Here is a 16,889-nt window from a genome sequence, read left to right on the forward strand (position 1 = left end):
TCTAATGAAACAGGCAGAAGCACAAACGGAACCGTATATTTACAAGGACGATTATCAGGTTTGTTTTGCCTGTCTGAAAAGCGGCGGCGCTTATTATTTTGCAGGTCCCATGAGCCTTAAGCTACTGAGCCGTCTGGAACTGCATCAGTATTATCGGCATTATGGGATAAACGGAGATAACGAAAAGAGACTACGGCACTTCACTTTTTCTGAGGTGCTGGATATTGCCGGTCTGCTGGCCGGGGAAATCCTGCTACGGGAATATAGCTATGACGAACTGAACCGTGCAAATCATTTCATTCAGGACACAAAAGAGCAGATAGAAAAGGAGCAGGTATTTTTCCAGCTAAAAGAAGACGAGGATGAACTTTATCACCATACATATCAGGAAGAACGGAAACTTCTGGACTGTGTGAGGAACGGAGCTGTTGAAGATGCGATTCTGTATTCCCGGAATATGGACGTAGACCTCGGGAAGCTTTCGGAAAAGGAGATCAGCCACTGGAAAAATGTGGCTGTAGTGGCGATCACACTTTGTACAAGGGCGGCAATCGAAGGAGGGCTTTCGCCATCGATTGCCTACCGCCTGAGCGATTTTTATATTCAGAAAAGTGACTCAAGCAGTGATATCGCACAGATTATTGAATACCGGAATCAGGCAGTCAAAGAATTAACCAGCCGTGTCCTGAAACAGCAGAAAAGCAGAAGCATGTCCAACTATGTGGAGCGATGCAAGGATTACGTTGAGAAGCATTACCGTGAGAAGATATATCAGGAAGAGATTGCAGATGTGCTGGGGATCAGTCCGACTTATCTTTCAAAGCTGTTCCACCGGGAGACGGAGATGCGCCTGCAGGATTATATTGTACAGGTAAGGGTGGAACACGCGGCCAATTTGCTGATTTATTCAGATGAGAGCATTGCCCGGATTGCAGAATATGTAAACTTCCCTTCACAAAGTTATTTGGGGAAAGTATTCAAGGCAAGATTTCAAATGTCACCGAAAAAATACAGAGAGTTGAAGAAGCCGGCAGAATTTTGAACAGTAACTAATTCTGTTCACATTCTAACCACGCGCTTGACAAAATTGGTTAGAATGGTTAGAATGTGGGTAGAATAAAAAGCATGGAGGCAATTTTATGAAGTTTCAAGAAAGTGAAACAATAGAACTAAAGCAGATTGTCGTAGAAGATATAAAAAAGGAAATCGTGGCGTTTGCCAACAGCAAGGGCGGCATTTTGTATGTAGGCGTGGCAGACGACGGTGCGGTTGTCGGCGTGGAAAGTCCGGATCAGACAACACAGCAGCTTACCAATATGGTGCGCGATTCTATCAAACCGGATGTGACCATGTTCGTCCGTTATCAAACACTGGAAACAGATGGAAAACAGATTGTAGCCGTCCACGTGCAGCGTGGGACAGACAGGCCCTATTATCTGGCACGAAAAGGGCTGCGGCCCGAGGGTGTTTATGTACGTCAGGGTACATCGTCAGTGCCTGCCACCGATACAGCCATCCGCCGCATGATAAAAGAAACAGATGGCGACAGTTTTGAAGACATGCGTTCTTTAGAGCAGGAGTTGACTTTCCATGCGGCCAGTGCCGAATTTTCCAAGAGAAAGCTAAAGTTTGGCCCGACGCAGATGAAAACTCTGGGGATACTAAACACAGATGGGATTTACACGGATTTAGGCTTGCTGCTGTCTGACCAATGTACCCACACCGTCAAGGCGGCCACCTTCGAGGGCACTGACCAAAATGTATTCAAAGACCGCCGGGAATTTTCTGGCTCTCTGCTGGCGCAGATGGATGAAGTTTACGAGTATATTGACTTACGTAATCAGACACATGCCACATTCGACAAGCTGCTGCGGATTGATAACAAGGATTACCCCGAGGTAGCCGTGCGCGAAGCGCTGCTGAATTCGCTGGTACACCGGGATTATTCCTTTAGCGCCAGTACTATTATCGGTGTTTACACAGACCGCATTGAATTTGTTTCCATCGGCGGCCTGCTCACCGGGGTTTCTTTGGATGACGTAATGATGGGCCTGTCTGTATGCCGCAATCCAAAGCTGGCAAATGTATTTTACCGTCTGCAGCTCATAGAGGCTTACGGCACCGGAATGAGAAAAATCATGGGAGCTTATCAGAACACCGGGAAAGCGCCAAATATTCAGACCACGGACAATGCTTTTAAAATTGTACTTCCTAATCTCAACGTGAACGCTGCCCCTGTTCCCGCACCCAAAGCTGCAATCGGCAATGATAAAACAGAACAGATTATGCGTCTGGTTCAGAAACAAGGCGAAATTTCACGACGGGATGTGGAAACACTGCTGAATGTGAGTCAAACCACGACAGGCCGGATTTTGAAACAAATGCTGCAAAGCGGCCAGCTACAGCAGCAAGGCAAAGGAAAAAATACGAAGTATACTCTGCCGCGATAAGATTCATGGGAGCACTCTGAAACATGGGTGCTCTTTTCGCAAGCGAAACCCCATTTTGTACAGAAAAAGAACAAAAATAACATAAAAAAGATATAATAATCTCCCAATCTGCTATAGGATACATACATAAAAACAAAGTGCATGCAGGTTTTTAGTTATTGTTTAACCAAAGGGAAGGAGAAAAGTATCATGTTAAATTTAGCAACAAAACACAATGACCCGGAACAAAGGCTGGGGTGGAATGAACGGATCGGCTATGCTTCTGCTGCGTTTGGATGGAATATGATTAACGGCATCATCGGAACGTTTCTTACGGTTTACTTTACAAACGTCGCATTTTTAGATGCAGCGATTATTTCTACGATTATTGCAGTTTCAAAATTATTTGACGGTGTCTCAGACTTGATTGTCGGACGTATGGTTGATAATACAAAGTCAAAAATGGGAAAGGCACGGCCCTGGCTGTTACGCATGTGTATCCCGTTTGCAATTGCAACGGTATTACTGTTCTTTGTGCCACAGAGTTTTCCGACTGCAGTGAAATATGTTTATGTTTTCATTATGTACAACATTGTAAATACCGTATGTCTGACGGCAATGCAGGTTCCGTATTATTCACTTATTTCGCTGCTGACCAGAAATGCATATGAGAGAGGTTTTCTCGGCAATATTCAGCAGATTTTCCAGACATTGGGTAATGTTTTCATCAATTCTGTATTTACGATTATGCTGGTGAAGTTTTCAAGCAGTGCAGAAACTTACTTTACACAGCAGGCATTTACAGTTACAATCGCGATCCTCTGCCTGATTATGGTACTCGTTACATTAGTTACGGTATTTACAACAAAGGAACGTGTCACAGACAGACCTTCAGGAGAAAATGAAAAACCAGAACAAAAAGTAAGCACTATGACCGCAGTCAAATCGCTGTTAACGAATAAATACTGGGTTATGATGTTTTTTGCAATGCTGTGTATTTTCTTTGTTATCATTTTCTACTCCATAGGCGGCGTGTATTATGCCATTTATATCTTCGGCGATATGGGGCAGGTCAGCTGGATGAACAATGCCATTTCTATTGCACAGTTTGCGATTATGTTTGTTACACCATTCTTTATGAAAAAGTTTGGAAAGCGCCCGATTTATACAGCGGGTATGTTATGCCTGACACTGGGATTTCTGGGATTCGGATTTGTTGATTTTAGTGTTCCGCTTATGATTGTCTTCAATGCTATAAAGGGTATCGGTCTTGGTATGTCAGGCGGAATGGCTATGGGTATGGTCGCAGACGCGATTTTTTACGGACAGCTGAAATCAGGAGTGAATGCGGTAGGTATGGGAAATGCAGGTGTTTCGGCGGCACAGAAAATCGGTCTCGGACTTGGCCAGGCGATCTTCGGATGGGTTCTGTCAGGGGCAGGTTTTGATGCGGCGCTGGATACACAGGGGGGCGCACAGCCTGAAAGTGTAATAACAGCCATTAAATTTATGTACAACTACATACCGATGATTATGTGTGCTTTAATCTTTGTCATGATGCTCGTATTCTTTAACTTAGACAAAGATCTGAAGAAGCTGAAGGAAGAAAAAGGAATGAAATAGGAGATAGCGTATGAAAGTATCTAATGTAAAAATAAATGGGATTCTAAATCCCTTAGGTTATTTGATGGAGAGCGTAAACTGTTCATGGAAAGTAGAAGATACGAAAGCTGCGAAACAGAAGAGTGTAAAGATCGAGGCTGCAAAAGACCTGAAGTTTGAAAATATTATCTTTCAGAAAGAAGGAGAAGCGCTCTGCCAGACCGGAGAAGTTCTGGACTTTGCTCTCGAATCATGCAGAAGATACTTTATACGTGTGACAGTTACTACTGATTTAGATGAAACAGCAGTCAGTGAGCCGGCCTTTTTTGAGACGGCAAAACTGGATGATGAGTGGACCGGTAAATGGATTACTACAGAAGATGCCGATACCTTCCATCCGGTTTTTGTGAAAGAATTTTCGGCAGAAAAGCAGGTATCATCGGCAAGATTATACATATCAGGGCTTGGACTTTTTATAGCTTCGCTCAACGGGAAAAAGCTCGGGGAAGAGGTGCTGACACCTTATTACAGCAACTACCATGACGAAATCCAGTATATCACGTATGACCTTACAGACCGGTTCGCAGAAGGACAGACAAAACATGAACTTAAGGTATCCCTCGGCAACGGGTGGTATAAAGGGAAATTCGGTCTGGCAGGTCAGGCGGAAAACTTCGGCAGCCGTTTTCAGATGATTGCTGAGATACACTTAAACTACGAAGACGGAAGCAGCGAAGTCATCGGAACGGACGAATCATGGCTCTATCAGGGAACCGATACACAGCTCAGTGATATTTATGATGGGGAAACCATCAACCGCTTGCTGTGGGATGGGAAAGAGAATGAAATGAAACAGGCTGTCCTGGCAAAAGCAGAAGGGACACTTACAGAGCGGTACAGTCTTCCGGTGATGGAGATGGAAGAATTACGGGTAAAAGACGTAATCCACACACCGGCAGGGGAAACCGTTCTGGACTTCGGGCAGAACTTTGCAGGGTATGTTTCCTTTCATTCAAAACAGCCCAGAGGGGCAAAGGTAGTGCTGGATTTTGGAGAAATCCTTCAAAACGGCAATTTTTATAATGATAATTACCGCGCTGCAAAGTCCCAGTTTACCTATATTTCAGACGGGAGAGAAGAGGAGGTAAAGCCGCAGTTTACATATTTTGGATTCCGGTATGTTAGAGTTACCGGATGGCAGGGAGAACTTAAGGCAGAAGATTTTACCGGAAAGGCACTTTACTCACAGATGAAAGTGACTGGGAAGATTGAGACAGGGCACACCGGAGTCAATCAGCTTTTTTCCAATACAATGTGGGGCCAAAAGTCAAATTCCATCGATTTCCCGACAGACTGCCCGCAGAGGGATGAGCGGTTAGGATGGACCGGGGACGTGCAGGTATTCTCCGGGACGGCCAGCTATAATATGGATACGGCGGCTTTTTATCACAAGTTCCTCCACGACCTTCGGACAGAACAGAAGAAATATGATGGGATTGTACCGGGAGTGATTCCGGTACTGGATCCTAACGGACCGATTTTCAGCAGTATATGGGGGGATATCGCGACCTTCCTTCCCACTGTCCTGTATGAGCATTTCGGGGATAAGTCAGCTTTAGAGGCTTCTTATCCCATGATGAAGGACTGGGTAGATAAAATCACGAAAGAAGACAAAGCCAGAGGGCAGAAATTCTTATATGATTTTGGCAACCAGCTCGGAGACTGGCTGGCGCTGGACGGAAGAACCGAGCAGAGCATGAAGGGCGGCACGGATGAATATTATCTTGGATCCTGCTATTACGCAATGTCGGTGAAAAAAACAGCGGATGCCGCGGCCATACTGAGGAAGAGTGAGGAGGAAGCATATTACCGTGAACTGTACGGGAAAATTAAAGAGGCCATTATCCGGGAGTATTACACGGAAACAGGCCGCCTTAGTATTGATACGCAGACCGGCTATATCATTGCACTGTACAGTGGAATCTATAAAGATAAGAGCCGGGTGGTCGAAGGTTTGAAAAGCAGGCTTTACAAAGACTGCTATAAGCTGAAAGGCGGTTTCGCAGGCGCACCGGTTATGTGCCGGGTATTAGCCGAGAATGGCCTGGAAGAAGAAGCTTTTTATTTCCTTCTGCAAAAAGGGTATCCGGGATGGATGCACTGTATTGACCTTGGCGCGACTACCGTCTGGGAACGCTGGAATTCCGTGTTGGATAACGGGATGATAAGCGGTGTTTTAATGAATTCCTTAAATCACTATTCGTTTGGTTCTATCGTGGAATATCTCTACCGGGATGTGGCCGGATTGAAAGCACTGGAACCGGGATTCAAAAAAGCACTGATTACCCCGCTGATGAACCAGAAACTGAAATATATGAAGATGTCCTATGAGTGCGGATATGGTACTTACCGCGTAGAATGGGAAATCAAAAAGGATGGGAACGTACATGTGGCAGTTGAGGTGCCGTTTGGCTGCAGTGCCGTGGTCGGACTGCCATTCTATAATGGCGGAACACAGGAAGTTGCGGCAGGTGTTTATGCTTACGATTATAAACCATCCACGGATCTGCGCTGCCTCTATACAAAAAAGACCTTATTTAAAGATATGATGCAAAATCCAAAGGCTTTAGAAATCATCGACCGCATTTCCCCGCTTCTGCAGCATTTCCTGAGCAGCGGTGATGAGGAATTCCTGAATGAAAGCCTGATGACGCTTCAGGGAATGTCGTTCCTTGGATTCTCTGAGGAAGAGATTGAAAAGCTGGCATTGGAACTCACAGCGCTGGACGAAGAGCAGGAAGAGAGGGGCAGCCGAAATGATAGATTATTATAAACCGGAAAAAATTGACGGCCAGTTGACAGCAATCCGAAGCCGTAGCGGAGAAATCATGTATCTGATCGAAGGAACTGAAAGGGCGTTCCTCATCGACACCTGTCTTGGCATCAGGGGACTGAAAAAGCTGATAAAAACGCTGACAGAGAAACCTCTGAGCGTAATCCTGACACACGGTCATGTGGACCATGCTATGGGAGCTCCGGAGTTTGATACGGTGTATATGAATCACAAGGACAAGGAGGTCTGCCGGCAGCACAGTCCCCTTCAGGAAAGAAGGGGCTATATTGCAGCCAGCATCGGCGGGGAAGAGCCGTGGCTTCTGGATGATGACAATTTTGTACCGCCCATGCCGCCAGATTATCACGAATTAAAGGACGGGGCAGTCTTTGAGCTTGGCGGGATTTCCCTTGAAGTCTTCGAACTTGCAGGGCACACAAAAGGCACGATGGTCGTCCTGATACCAGAAAAACGCATTCTGATCACCGGGGATGCCTGCAATACGGCTACGTTTTTATTTGATGAAAATTCTCTTCCGGTAGAAGCATACAGAGAAAACCTCCTCCGGTTACAGCAGAAACTGGAAGGGCGTTTTGACCGGGTTTTCATGATGCACCACCAGATGGAAGCTTCTAAGGACCTGTTGAAAAATGTGACGGAAGTCTGCAGTGACATCATGGAAGGGAACGCAGATGACGAAGCGTTTCCTTTCATGGGGAATACCTATTATATTGCCAAAAAAGCCGATAAACAGTTTATCCGTGCGGACAAGAGAGAAGGAAATATCATCTATAATAAACAGAAAATTTTTAAGGAAGGTCTGGGAAAATGAATTATTTAGCAATTGATGTGGGCGGTACATTTACGAAGTATGCAGTGATTTCAGAAGATTGCCAGATCCTTGAAAAAGATAAATCGCCGACGGTAACCGAACCGCTTAAGGACTTCATTGAATCGCTGGTTCTTATTTACGAAAAATACAGGGACAAAGTAGACGGGATTGCTCTCAGTATGGCCGGGATTATTGACAGTGAGACCGGGTTCATGTACACCGGTGGCAATCTGACCTGCATTACCAACTTAAACATCGTGGAAGTACTGGAAAAACGCTGTGGTGTACATGTGACCGTAGAAAACGACGCCAAATGTGCGGCTCTTGCAGAGGTCTGGAAGGGGGCGCTGATGGACTGCAGCGATGCAGTAGTCGTCGTCTGCGGGACAGGCATTGGCGGGGCAGTCATCCATGACCGGAAAGTATTAAACGGAATCCACAATATGACCGGAGAATTCAGCTATGTGATGACAGAGGCCCAGCCGGAATATTCTCTGGACCATTCACTGGCGGGCAACACAGGAATCAAGTCCCTCCTTCAGTCGGTTTCTGACCATACCGGCATCCCGGCGGAAGAATTAGACGGGGAAAAGGTATTTTCAATGGCGAACTGCGGCGATGAGAGGGCAATCGCCGGAATCCGGGAGTACGTCAGGCGCCTCGCGATTCAGATTAATAATTATCAATTTATTCTGGATCCCGAAAAGATTGTCATCGGGGGAGGAATCAGTGTACAGCCTTTATTCCTGCAGATGATCAAAGAGGAGTTAAAAAAGATCAATGCCGTTTACCCGTGGGACCTGCCGGTCGCCGATGTCTCTGTCTGCAGATTTTTTAATGACGCCAATCTGATCGGCGCCGTTTACGTGCACATCAAATCAAAAGAACAGAAAATTGATATTGATAAGATAAATGAACTGCTGGAACTGGTCAAAGACAGACGGGAAGGGCAGTACCTGATGGAACTTTTGAGTACAAATTAAGTAAAAAGAGCAGGAGGAAATGCAGGATGTTTCCAAAAGATTTTTTATGGGGCGGGGCGGTGGCCGCAAACCAGTGTGAAGGCGCCTATAATGAAGACGGGAAAGGGCTGTCCATTCAGGATGTGATGCCCCGCGGCATTAAAGGGCCGAGGACAGAAAAACCGACAGAAGATAACATGAAGCTGATCGGAATTGATTTTTACCACAGATATAAAGAAGACATCAAACTATTTGCGGAAATGGGATTCAAAGTATTCCGTACTTCCATCGCATGGAGCCGCATCTTCCCGAAAGGGGATGAGTCAAAGCCGAACGAGAAGGGACTTAGGTTCTATGATGATTTATTCGACGAATGCCATAAATACGGCATAGAACCACTAGTGACGCTTTCCCATTATGAGACACCGCTATATTTAGCGGAACATTATGACGGCTGGATCAATCCTAAAATGATCGGGTTTTATGAGAAGTATGTGACAACTGTTTTCACACGTTACAAAGATAAGGTGAAATACTGGCTGACTTTTAATGAAATCAACTCTGTGCTGCACTCCCCGTTCATGAGCGGGGGAATCAATACGCCAAAAGAGAAACTGTCACAATCCGACTTATATCAGGCCATTCACCACGAATTAGTGGCGAGTGCATCTGCGGTTCAGATCGCACATACCATCAATCCTGCATTTCAGGTCGGCTGTATGATACTCAGTATGCCGATCTACCCGCTGTCACCGGATCCTTCCGATGTAATTGAAGCAATGAAACAGGACCATTTCAACACATTTTTTGCAGATGTGCAGGTGCGCGGGGAATACCCCCGATACCTCAACCGTTACTTTAAAAAGAATAATATCCATATCAGAGTGACAGAAGAGGAAAAAGAGATTCTGAAAAATACTGTGGATTTTGTCTCTTTCAGTTATTATGTCAGTGTCTGTGCAACTGCAGACCCCAAAAAGAATGTACGCGGGGAGGGGAATCTTCTCGGCGGCGTGCCGAATCCAATACTCAAAGCCAGTGAATGGGGATGGCAGATTGACCCGCAGGGACTGCGCTATGAGCTGAATGTGCTCTGGGACAGATATCAGAAACCACTCTTCATCGCAGAAAACGGGCTGGGCGCCAAAGACCGGCTGACAGACGATGGAAACGGCGGCATGACCGTTTACGATGATTACCGCATTGAATATATGAAGGACCACCTGATTCAGGTTGGCGAGGCAATCGAAGACGGGGTGGAAGTAATGGGGTATACTTCGTGGGGATGCATCGACCTTGTCAGTGCGTCTACAGCAGAGCTTGCAAAACGCTATGGATTTATTTATGTAGACCGCAATGACGACGGAAGCGGGACGTTGAACAGATATGAAAAGAAGAGCTTCGGATGGTACCGGGATGTAATTGCGAGCAACGGGGCATCTTTATATGAATAAAACGATTCGGTATATCTGGGGTATCATGCGGCATTAGATATTTAGAAAATGTAGCTTCAGCGAACCGCGAGAGTCAGATATCCCGCGGTTCGTTGAGGAACATTTCCCTGTATTCTCTGGGAGTCAGCTGAGTAACTTTCTTAAATACAATACTGAAATACTGTGGTTCGTTAAATCCAACGTTATAGGCAACATCCGCTATCTTCCGTTTGGGATCCTTCAAGAGTTCAATAGCCTTCTGAATACGGATTTCATTTAGTATGTCAGTAAAGCTCTTTCCTGTCTCCCGGGTAATCATAGAACTAAGATATGAGGGAGAAAGGTATACGGTCTTTGCAATATCATTAAGAGAGATATTGGTTTGGTAATTTTCTTCGATAAAGACGATTACCTTATCTATTACTGTCTGTTTCGGACTGAGCTTCAATGCCTGATATTCACTGAGATCCAGTACCAGATTAATAAAGATATCCTTCAGGTCCTGAAGTGTCTGTGCCTTGACTGCCATCTGGAAGTTACCGTATTTTTCCAGAATCAATGCCAGTTGGCGGGAATCCTCCCGCACCACCTTCTTGATGCATAGGATGGCTACAATGATAAAAGAGCTTTTAATTAGGCCGATGTTCTGGTGGTACGGGGAAAACAGTTCAAAGAATAAATCGTTGGCCAGCTGCTCCAACAGAAGGCCATTGGACCGCTTGAGCAGGTCTGCGGTTTTCTGGGCAGAGAGGCTGGGCAGGTTAAAATCGGTAATCTGGCAGATATCCTCTGAATGCGTAGGAAGAAAGAAGTTTAAACTGGAATTCCCAGAGAAAAACTTTTGCCCCAGTGCCCGCATAGATTGAATGTATCCTTCATGTAACTGAGAAAAACCAGTGAGCAGTTTACTTACCCCCATTGAAACAGGAGTCCGGAAAAAATCAGCAGTTTTGCGTTGTAAAAGGAGGAATAGTTCCTTTTGGGCAAACATGTTTTCTTCCTTCTGATAATAAGGAAAGATAATAATGAAATATCCTGAGTCCATTTTGGTAAAAAGGCAGGAATAGTCCTTTAGCATATGGCCGGCAAATATGGAAAGGTTCTCCAGCCTGAGGACGTTATCAGCCGTCTCCTCTCCATTATCAAAGGCAAGGGTTAAAACCTGATAACAAGATACACGCTGAAACCATGAACTAAGCGGTGTTTCATGGAGATTTTCTGGCTGGAGACGGCCAGAAAGAAGCCCGCAAAGAAGCTGCTCTTTCTGGATTTCTTGTTTCCTTCCCTCCTGTGTATCTGTAATCCGGCTCACTAAGGAGACAATTGCCTCCTTCAGTTCGTTATAATTAACCGGCTTCAGCATAAAATAAGCGGCACCAAGGTTAAGAGCATCCTTCGCGTAATCGAAATTACGGTGACCCGTAAGAATGATGAACTGCATATCCGGCTGCTTTTCCTTTATGTATTTCACAAAAGTAAGTCCATCAATGCCAGGCATGACAATGTCAGAGATTACAATATCAGGGGGATTCTGAATACATATTTCCAGAGCCTCCAGTCCGGATGCGGCTGTTCTGTAAAGCTCGCAGCCAAGCTTGTTCCAAGAGAACGCATTAGCTATGCTGGTGCGGATACCGTCTTCATCTTCTACCAGTAATATTTTTATCATCTTCATTCCCTTCCTTGATATAAGGTATTTTTAAATATATAGTAGTTCCTTCATTTAACTGACTTTCAATGGTGAACCCATAAGCATTTCCATAAAGGAGATGAATACGGTCCTGTATATTGTTCAAAGCGATATGGTGGCCGCCTTGAGATGCAGATGGCTGTTTTATTGTCTGCAGGATACCGCTTCGGATACCGGTTCCATCATCTTGTATAGTAATGTTTAAATCAGGGCCTTCACGCCGGACAGAAAGGCAAACCTGCCCGGGGGATGGTTTCGGAGCGAGTCCGTGCGTAATAGAATTTTCCAGAAACGGCTGCAGAATCAGTTTTGGAATCCTGCAGTCCAACAATTCTTCCGGTATATCTAATATTATACGAATCTTATCGTTATATTTGCACCTGATAATCTTACTGTACTGGCGTATATATTCCACCTCTTCCGCCAGAGTAAAAGTATTCTTGTCATCGGAATAGAGATCTGTCTCAAGCATATAACTTAAACTGCCCAGCATATCGCAGACAGGCGTAGCTTCATATTCGTAGGCTTTCCAACTAATCAGCTGCAGTGTATTGAACAGAAAATGGGGGTTGATCTGTGACTGAAGGGACTTAAGCTGGGCCTCCTGTCTGGCCAGACGGCTTTTGTATACACTGTTAATCAGCATATCCAGACGAGAAACCATCTTATTAAAACCCTGGTTAATCTCGGACATCTCCCTGAGGGGACTGGTTTCCGGCAGAGTAATATCCAGCTGTTCCCTTTCCACCTCCTTCATGGCAGAAACCAGTGCAGTAATCGGTTTAGTAATAAAACTGGAGAAACGAAGTATCAGGAAAATGGATATTCCAAGCAGGCACAGAGCAATTCCATAGAATACCCATGCAATCTGGTGAAATGGCTTCAATAGTGTCTGACGGTCCAAAAGAATTACACTTTTCCATTCACCATAGGGAAAATTGGTATTAATTCTGGAGAGAGGCCGGAGTATAGCGATACCGGTGTCAGTCCTCTGCACCCCTATATCAGGTTCTAATTCCAAGTCCTTAAGAGAACACCCTAAAAATCCGGATTCTGTGGTACAGAGAATCTGCTCATTCTGATCAGTTATGTAAAGTCGGTCAATATCCAGTGTGTTGTAAACATTGAAGCTGTACATAAGAAAGTCCGTGGAGAGCCGTACAATCATCAGCCCTGTGACCTGATAGTTTTCTTTATTGTAAACTAAGGCGGACAGCTCTAAACAGTCATTTTCAGGATTATAGCGCAGCCAGTTTACCCGGGTGGGATAGGCCAGCGCCCTCTCATAATAAATGCTGTTAAAAGGATCCGATAGTGTGGTAGGCTTTGTGCCATAGTATACTGATTCACCGGTGTCTTTGATATATAAATCCAGCTCCTGCAGATAATATTCATCCAGAGTTTTTGGCTGAAAATATTTTGCCACTGCTGTCTGGTACTGATATTGACAGTCTGACTGCGGCTCTTTGTGGGCTAACATAGTCAGGATATCCTCATCGTCCATCACTTCCTGAATTTTAAGGTTAAATTCTTCCAGGGCACTTTCTACACCTACATTGGCCTGGGCTAAAAAGTTATTGCAATAATACTCTGCCTGATATATATATAGCTGCGTATATAGCGCATAGGGGATTATAAACAATAGGACAGAGATGATGAGTAGAAATAAAAAACTGAATGCCAAAAGGAAAAACCGTATTCTGAAAGTGACTCTGAACTTTTTTTGATTCATAAACCGCCTGCCTCCCATCAAATCTATTTTCAGATATATTAAAATGTATTGTATCATATCAGTGAAATAAATTCCATAAAATAAATGAATTTAGCGAAAACAAACGTATAAATCTGGAATAATCAGGTAAATTATAAAATTTTACTATTTATCAAGTATCTAAAAATAATATAAAATTTTACCAAAAATTGTAAATGTACTAACTATAAAAGGAATTTTATAATAGGGATATAAGAAAACCGTCAACCATAAAAACTCTTAAAAAGAGGAAGGAGATGTGAGAGTATGAAAAACATGCTTCGCAAAACAATCATCATGGTGCTTATTGTGACAATATTAGGTGGCATAACAGCATGTGGAGGTGATTCAGGAAACAGTACAACAGGAGATGATAAGGCAAAGTCCGGTGACAAAGGTGAGGAAACTACAATCTCCGTTTACTGGGGAAGCCTGGAGGATGATATGCAGCAGGTGTGGTTCGACCATTTTTTCGAACCATTTATGGAGGAACATCCCGGGGTGAATATTGATTTCCAATGTCTGCCTGATGTTCAGGAAACTCTGCGCGTACAGCTTGCTGCCGGAGGCGGCCCGGATATTTTTATGTTGGACTGTTTTGATATTCCGGATTACGTTGAGGCGGGAACTCTGTTAGATCTCAGCAATTATGAAAACCAGTATAAATGGGAGGACCTGATTTATGACTGGGGGCTGGATGCGGCTACTGTAGAAGGAAAGCTGTACGGTGTTCCTCATTCTTCAGAGGCAACCTCCATGTATTGCAATCTTGACCTTTTAAAAGAACTGGGCTGTGATGTTCCAAAGACCCGAGCTGAATTTGAGGATGTATGTGAAAAGGCGGCTACCCAGGGATATATCCCGATTGAATATGGTTATTCCGGTGCGAATGAATTCCAGCAATGGATTTATGACCATTATTTGGGAAACTATGCAGGAAGAGATAATATAAAGAAACTGTTTACCGGAGAACTTAAATTTACGGATAACGAGATTAAAGGGGCGTTTGAACTGCTGAAAAAGGACTGGGATGCCGGCTGGATTAATCAGGGCCAGAGCGGTGCCATTACCAACGATGAGGCTAGAACGTTTTTCCAGAACGAACAGGCTGTATTCTGCACAGAAGGCACATGGCTTACACTGGAAACTATCTCACCGGGAAGTTTGAAATTTGACTGGGAATGCACGGTATGGCCTTCGATGAAGGATGGTATTCCGGCATCTGGCTCTGCAGGGATTGGCGCAGTTATGTCAGTGAATGCAAATACAAAACAGGCAGATTTATGTGCGGAACTGATCAATTATCTATATGAGGATGAGCAGCGGCTTGCTGATGCCATTGCAGCAGGATATCCTACGCTATGCAGAGATGTGGATGAGAACCTGTATCCGGCTGATATGGCCGATGATATCCGGAAGACTCTGGATTCTCTGGGAGATATCCTGGGGCAGGACACAGTCGGGTATGCACCTTGGTCCTCTTATCCGTCTGATACAAATATTTACATGATGAACAATCTGGATAAGGTTTATTACGGGGATTACACGGTAGAACAGTTTTGCGAGGAAGCCCAGAAGGTATTGGACAAGGAGCTGGCAGAAGGATTTGTATTTGTAGGGTAGGCTTAAGGGGGGAGAATCATGAAACAATTTGACAGAAGGAAATTAAAGGGAATGGTATTTGTACTGCCAGCGTTCTTAATCCATGTGGGCATTGTACTGATACCTGCAGTGGGAATGGTCTGGTATTCATTTACTAACTGGAATGGCCTGAAGGCACCTAAGTTTATAGGGCTTCAGAATTATGTAACTATGCTGTCGGACACCTCCTTTTTCCACGCATTAAAAAATAATTTAATCTGGATGGCGATGTTTCTGGTGATCCCTTTGGCTATAGGGCTTATACTGGCGGTGATTTTATCCAACATCAGCAGAGGGCAGATGCTTCTTCGTACCATCTATTTCCTGCCTTATGTTGTAGGGGCGGCTATTGCAGGCAAGATTTTTGCAACCTTTTACAGCCCTTATTCAGGAATTGCCTCCGTTTTTAAAGCATTGGGCATAGAAAGCCTCAGTAATTTTGCTCCTCTTGGGAATGGAAAACTGGCGCTCTATGCAGTGGCTTTTGTGGACAACTGGCATTGGTGGGGATTCGTACTGGTGCTTATGTTCTCAGCACTTCATCAGGTTGACCGCTCCCTTCTGGAGGCGGCAACTATGGAGGGCGCCGGTCCGTTAAGAAAATTTTTCAGCGTGACAGTTCCTCAGATTAAACCGACAATAATTTCCTACTTTACTTTTATTCTTATCGCATCATTTACAACCTTTGACTATGTGTGGATTATGACCCAGGGGGGACCTTCGAACGCTACAGAACTGGTATCCACATGGATTTACAGAAAGAGCTTCATATCCTATGAAGTAGGCTATGGATCCGCATTATGCACTACGGTTTGCGGGGGATGTCTGGCTATATATCTGCTCTTTACACTGGTCCAGAAGTTGAGAAGGAGGGGAGAAGTTTGAATAAAAAGAAAAAACTTGTAAAAATAGTTTCCTACTTAGTCCTGATTATGATTGCGGTAGCACAAATGGTCCCTTTGTTAGTAATGTTCCTCAACTCTGTCAGGTCTAATGAGGATATAAAAAAGAAGCTGATTGCATTTCCGGAAAGCATACATTTGGAAAATTTTATGATAGCCTGGAGGAAAGGAGGGTATCTGCAGGCATATTTGAGTAATCTGGTTATCGGTCTGGCGGCGGCAGTGATTGTACTGACGGTGACGGGACTGGCAGCTTACGGAATCGTAAAACTGGAAGCATTTGGGAAAAATGCATTCCGTACATATTTTACCGCGGGACTGTCCATACCGGGATTCGCTATCATTGCCACCTTATTCTTCATGTTCCACAAAATCGGGCTTGTGAATTCCCGTCTGGGAATGATTGTCATCTATACAGCTATTAATATTCCCTTTAACTTCATGTTTGTACATGCCTTTTTTCAGGGAATGCCTAAAGAACTGGATGAAGCCGCCAGAATAGACGGAGCAGGAGAGATACAGAATTTTTGGTATAATGTGCTGCCATTGGCGAAACCCATACTATCTACAGTTATGCTGATCGTATTTGTAAATGTATGGAACGAATTTTTATTTGCTAATACATTCCTGCAGGATGAGAACGTTCGGACAGTGGCACTCAGGTTCTATAATTTTGTAGGCAAAAATAGCGGTGATCCAGCGTATATCTATGCAGCGGCAGTAATCTCCGTGCTTCCTATCCTCATTATTTATATGCTGATGCAGGATACTTTTGTTGAAGGAATGACATCTGGCAGTGTGAAAGGATAATAGAA

12 protein-coding genes are annotated in these 16,889 nt (G+C 44.4%); 10 read left to right on the forward strand and 2 right to left on the reverse strand.

Features of this window, described 5'->3' with window-relative positions; genetic code table 11:
• Positions 1-4 precede the first annotated feature (4 nt).
• The 7 genes from A8806_RS23485 to A8806_RS23515 all read left to right on the forward strand — a co-directional run bounded on the left by A8806_RS23485 (position 5) and on the right by A8806_RS23515 (position 10,112).
• Positions 5-1,042: a helix-turn-helix transcriptional regulator gene (locus A8806_RS23485; protein WP_181368854.1), complete on the forward strand. Its 1,038-nt coding sequence runs from the start codon at positions 5-7 to the stop codon at positions 1,040-1,042.
• 97 nt (positions 1,043-1,139) lie between these two features.
• On the forward strand, positions 1,140-2,450 hold the full coding sequence (locus tag A8806_RS23490) for an RNA-binding domain-containing protein (protein ID WP_109733599.1): 1,311 nt from the start codon (positions 1,140-1,142) through the stop codon (positions 2,448-2,450).
• A gap of 189 nt (positions 2,451-2,639) precedes the next feature.
• Positions 2,640-4,052 carry an MFS transporter gene (locus tag A8806_RS23495; RefSeq protein WP_181368855.1) on the forward strand — a complete coding sequence of 471 codons (1,413 nt, stop codon included), beginning with the start codon at positions 2,640-2,642 and terminating at the stop codon, positions 4,050-4,052.
• A 10-nt stretch (positions 4,053-4,062) separates the two neighbouring features.
• A complete protein-coding gene (locus tag A8806_RS23500; protein WP_109733601.1) occupies positions 4,063-6,864 on the forward strand; it encodes an alpha-L-rhamnosidase in 2,802 nt (933 codons plus the stop codon).
• The gene (locus A8806_RS23505) at positions 6,848-7,696 is read left to right on the forward strand and encodes an MBL fold metallo-hydrolase (protein WP_109733602.1); all 849 of its coding nucleotides are present in this window, start codon (positions 6,848-6,850) and stop codon (positions 7,694-7,696) included. Before A8806_RS23500 ends, A8806_RS23505 begins: the two co-directional genes overlap by 17 nt.
• A complete protein-coding gene (locus tag A8806_RS23510) occupies positions 7,693-8,679 on the forward strand; it encodes an ROK family protein (RefSeq protein ID WP_109733603.1) in 987 nt (328 codons plus the stop codon). Before A8806_RS23505 ends, A8806_RS23510 begins: the two co-directional genes overlap by 4 nt.
• A 26-nt stretch (positions 8,680-8,705) precedes the next feature.
• Complete coding sequence (locus tag A8806_RS23515) at positions 8,706-10,112, forward strand: glycoside hydrolase family 1 protein (protein ID WP_109733604.1); 1,407 nt, start codon at positions 8,706-8,708, stop codon at positions 10,110-10,112.
• 73 nt (positions 10,113-10,185) lie between these two features.
• Here the strand turns inward: A8806_RS23515 and A8806_RS23520 are convergent, their stop codons facing one another.
• A complete protein-coding gene (locus A8806_RS23520) occupies positions 10,186-11,760 on the reverse strand; it encodes a response regulator transcription factor (RefSeq protein ID WP_181368856.1) in 1,575 nt (524 codons plus the stop codon).
• Positions 11,732-13,513 (reverse strand): sensor histidine kinase, encoded by a 1,782-nt coding sequence (locus tag A8806_RS23525; RefSeq protein WP_181368857.1) that lies wholly within the window; start codon positions 13,511-13,513, stop codon positions 11,732-11,734. The genes A8806_RS23520 and A8806_RS23525 overlap by 29 nt, the downstream gene beginning before the upstream one ends.
• A 285-nt stretch (positions 13,514-13,798) precedes the next feature.
• On the opposite strand from A8806_RS23525, the gene A8806_RS23530 reads away from it, so the two are divergent.
• Genes A8806_RS23530 through A8806_RS23540 form a run of 3 tightly spaced genes read left to right on the forward strand, consistent with a single transcriptional unit; the run spans position 13,799 to position 16,884 of the window.
• On the forward strand, positions 13,799-15,154 hold the full coding sequence (locus tag A8806_RS23530) for an ABC transporter substrate-binding protein (RefSeq protein ID WP_109733607.1): 1,356 nt from the start codon (positions 13,799-13,801) through the stop codon (positions 15,152-15,154).
• An 18-nt stretch (positions 15,155-15,172) separates the two neighbouring features.
• Entirely contained in the window at positions 15,173-16,057 is an 885-nt protein-coding gene (locus A8806_RS23535; RefSeq protein ID WP_109733608.1) for a carbohydrate ABC transporter permease, read from the forward strand.
• Positions 16,054-16,884: a carbohydrate ABC transporter permease gene (locus A8806_RS23540; RefSeq protein WP_109733609.1), complete on the forward strand. Its 831-nt coding sequence runs from the start codon at positions 16,054-16,056 to the stop codon at positions 16,882-16,884. The genes A8806_RS23535 and A8806_RS23540 overlap by 4 nt, the downstream gene beginning before the upstream one ends.
• Positions 16,885-16,889: the final 5 nt, after the last annotated feature.

Origin of the sequence: Faecalicatena orotica, from assembly GCF_003149245.1 — a bacterium.
GTDB classification, from domain to species: domain Bacteria; phylum Bacillota; class Clostridia; order Lachnospirales; family Lachnospiraceae; genus Faecalicatena_A; species Faecalicatena_A orotica.